We start from the raw sequence: 3,570 nt of genomic DNA, 5'->3' as shown, positions 1-3,570 counted from the left end.
AAAGAAAGGAATTACAGATTGGTGCCGATCGCCACCTCGCCTTTCTTCTTGGTCGGATAGACCAGGTCGGTCAGCACCGCCGCGCCGTCATTGGCAAAGATCTCCACGATGGAATTGTCCACGAAAATATCCAGTTTTAACTCGCCATTGCGGGGCGGCACGATCATAGACTCCACGCTGGGAAATTTTTCGTGAAAATCCACCTTCCCGGATTTAGTACGATCCAGGGTAAGCTTGTTGGTAACCACATCATAGGCCAACACGCTTTCCTCCATTTCGTTGTTCAACAGCTTGACCGAAAAGTTCTCCGCCTCATCCAGTTCGATCGTTAGGTTAAGGCGGTAGGAGTTGCCAGCATCCATTTTCAGAACCACCCCAGCTTTCAGGTCAGGGGCCTTCATGGTCAGGGTCTTCGTGGAGATTTTATCTTTAAATACAGGTTGTTGGATCAAATGGTACACCCCGCTACTATCGGGGCGCAGAGACAATTGGCGTGGCAGCGAGAACATCCCTCGGTAGCCCGTGGTAGGCGTCTTGCCGGCATAAACCCAATTGCTCGCCCAGCCCAAAATGATCGGCTTCGGCTGGTTGGCTGGAAGGTTGTTGAATGGAATGGCGGCGTAAAAATCTTTGCCGTAGTCCACGCGGCGGACGCCCTTTTGGCGGTCGGCCTGGAAGCGTTTACCATCGAAACTACCCACGAAGTACTGCATGCCCGTAAACTCGGTATCTTCCGCCGCGCTCGAGATTAGCATCACCCATTTTTCTTCCTCATTACCTTCTACGGGTACTTTGAACAGCGAAGGACACTCCCATATTTTGGCCATGTCGCCCATTCTGCCAAACTCGCTCAGCCGCGTCCACTTTTTAAGGTCGCTCGATTCATAGATCTGCACGGCATACTCTTTGGGCTTAGCCACGACCATTTTCCACATGCCCTCGTACCAGAATACGCTGGGATCGCGGAAATCCTTCATTCCAATATCAAGCACGGGGTTCTTGTCAAAGTACTTCCAGCTGCGGCCTTTGTCGGCGCTGTACGCCAAACTCTGGTGCTGCGCCACGCCCTGATCTTTGCCATCTATTTCCTGATGGACGTGCGAAGTGTAGATAGCAACCATTCCTTTTTTGAAGCCCGGCTCGAAGAAGCCGGAAGTGTTCAGGCTGTCCACCACCACGCTGCCTGAAAAGATCATGGTTTCAGTGCTGTCGGCATTCTGGTACTCAGCCAGAGCCAGCGGCAGTTCTTCCCAGGTTTTGAGGTCTTCGCTCACGGCATGGGCCCAACTCATATGACCCCAGGTATCGGCCTCAGGGTTGTATTGGTAAAAAAGATGATACTCGCCATCGAGATAGACCAGGCCGTTGGGGTCGTTGGTCCAATTCTGCGGCGGGGCGTAGTGGTAGGCGGGTCGGTAGTCTCCGGGTTCTACGTCAGGTACCTGAGTTTTTTCTTCCTTTGTGGTGCAGGTAGCGAGGAGGGCGATAATGGTAAGGGACGTGAGTAATTTATGCATCATTGTTGAATATCTATGAAAAACAATCTTGTTGTTTTAAATAAACCGTGCCTAACCCTACGCCGCCACCGCCTGTTCGATGCCTTCCAGCGACGTTCCCTTTGTCTCGGGCATCATCCGCCACACGAATAGCAGCTGCAGCACCATCATCCCGGCAAAGAAAGAGAAGGTAGGCCCGCCACCGAAGGTTTCGGCGATGTAGGGAAAAATGAACGAAATCACCGCCGCTGCAATCCAGTGCGTGAAACTACCCAGCGACTGCCCGTAAGCGCGGACATCGTTGGGAAATATCTCGGAAATGAACACCCAAATTACCGCCCCCTGTGACAGGGCGAAGAAGGCAATGTAAACGAACAGGAACACGGGTACCTGCGAGCCACCAAGATTTTCGCTAAAAAAGGAATTGGCCACTAACACCAGCGCAACGATAACGCCCAGGGAGCCGACGTACATCAGAAATTTGCGGCCGAATTTGTCAATGAGCGACAGCCCCAGCAGTGTGGCCAGTAGGTTGACCAGCCCGATGCCCGCCGACGAGAGCAAAGCCGATTCCTTGCCCAGTCCGGCCATCTCGAATACACGCGGAGCGTAGTAAATGATGGCGTTAATACCGGACAGTTGGTTGAAAAGCGCGAACAGCACCGCCAGCCGGACGGGCGTGCGGTAGAGCGGTTTGAACAAATCCCGGTAGCTGCCTTCGGTGGCCTCATTTTTGCTTTTCAAAATAGAAACCACCACGCGCTCGGCTTCGGCTGAGTCGCTGACGTTGAGGATTTCGCGCGCTTCGTGGATTTTATTTTTCTTCAAAATCAGCCAGCGCGGGCTTTCAGGGATAAAGAAAATGGATACCATGAAGAGTACTGCCGGAATGGCCTCGACGCCCAGCATCCAGCGCCAGGCATTTTCACCGATGCCTTCCAGGCCGTAGTTGGAGAGGTACGAAATCAGGATACCCAGCACGATATTGAATTGAAAGAGCGCCACCAGACGTCCGCGCCGCGAGGGCGGCGCAATCTCGGAGATGTACATCGGCGCCACCACCGACGAAATGCCCACACCCACTCCGCCAATAAACCGGAAGATCAGGAACATGCCCCAGCCCGTCGCCAAGCCCGATCCCAGAGCCGATATCAGGTACAGCACCGCCACGATGAGCAGGCTGTACTTGCGCCCGTACTTATCGGCGGGCAAACCGCCGAACAGCGCGCCTACCACCGTGCCGATGAGAGCGATGGAAACCGTCAGGCCGTGTTCAAATGGGGTGGAGTTCCAGAGGACTTGCAGGGTTTGCTCCGCACCGGAAATCACCGCCGTATCGAAGCCGAAAAGAAAGCCGCCCAGGGCAGCGGAGATAGACCAGAAGAAAATTTTGGTAGAATTACTCATTTAGAGAAAGGGTCACTGGTTTGAGAAAGTACCCAATTTGCGGCGAATATTCCAGTAATCCAAAATCGGGGAAACGCGGTTTTGAACTATCTTTGGCAATTACCCTGACTCCTAAAAAATGCCCTCACTTTCTAAGATTGCTTTTTTTACCCTTTGCCTGGCAGTAACTGATCTCGCCGCTCAGAATGTGATCCGCGGCCCATATCTACAGCGTCCCACCGCCGACGGAATCACTGTCCGCTGGCGCACCGACACGCCAACCGACAGCCGGGTGCAGTAGGCCGCCGCCAGCGACACCACGAAGTTTTCCGCAAAAGTCGATAACGCTTCGACGACGGAACACGAAATCGTGCTAACCGGACTGTCGCGCGAGACGAAGTACGTTTACAAAATCGGCACCAGCCAGCGATTTCTCAGCCAAAGTCGTGACCAGTTTTTCGTAACCGCTCCGGCGGCGGGTACCAAACGTCCGATTCGCTTCTGGGCGATGGGCGATTTCGGGGCAGCCGACGAACCTGATACCGCGTACCGCGATAATCAGTTGGCAGTCTTCGAGCAGTACCTGGCCAAAAAGAACGGCCCGGTCGATCTGTGGCTGTGGCTGGGCGATAACGCCTACTGCTGCGGAACCGACCTTCAGTACCAGTCGCAGGTATTCAATATTTAC

Annotated in this window: 3 protein-coding genes and 1 pseudogene; 2 read left to right on the top strand and 2 right to left on the bottom strand. The window is 53.9% G+C overall.

What is annotated here, in order from left to right; translation table 11 throughout:
* Window positions 1-11: 11 nt before the first annotated feature.
* Complete coding sequence (locus tag ACEW8P_RS25360; protein WP_373515854.1) at window positions 12-1,520, bottom strand: glycoside hydrolase family 32 protein; 1,509 nt, start codon at window positions 1,518-1,520, stop codon at window positions 12-14.
* Window positions 1,521-1,574: 54 nt separating this feature from the next.
* A complete protein-coding gene (locus ACEW8P_RS25355; RefSeq protein WP_373515853.1) occupies window positions 1,575-2,903 on the bottom strand; it encodes a sugar porter family MFS transporter in 1,329 nt (442 codons plus the stop codon).
* 118 nt (window positions 2,904-3,021) lie between these two features.
* On the opposite strand from ACEW8P_RS25355, the gene ACEW8P_RS25350 reads away from it, so the two are divergent.
* Both ACEW8P_RS25350 and ACEW8P_RS25345 read left to right on the top strand, forming a co-directional pair.
* The gene (locus ACEW8P_RS25350; protein ID WP_373515852.1) at window positions 3,022-3,183 is read left to right on the top strand and encodes a hypothetical protein; all 162 of its coding nucleotides are present in this window, start codon (window positions 3,022-3,024) and stop codon (window positions 3,181-3,183) included.
* 69 nt (window positions 3,184-3,252) lie between these two features.
* Window positions 3,253-3,570, top strand: a pseudogene (locus tag ACEW8P_RS25345) (metallophosphoesterase); the annotation flags it as partial.

Origin of the sequence: Persicitalea sp. (assembly GCF_041751555.1) — a bacterium.
Lineage (GTDB): Bacteria > Bacteroidota > Bacteroidia > Cytophagales > Spirosomataceae > Persicitalea.
This window is presented reverse-complemented; position numbering and strand designations above follow the sequence as displayed.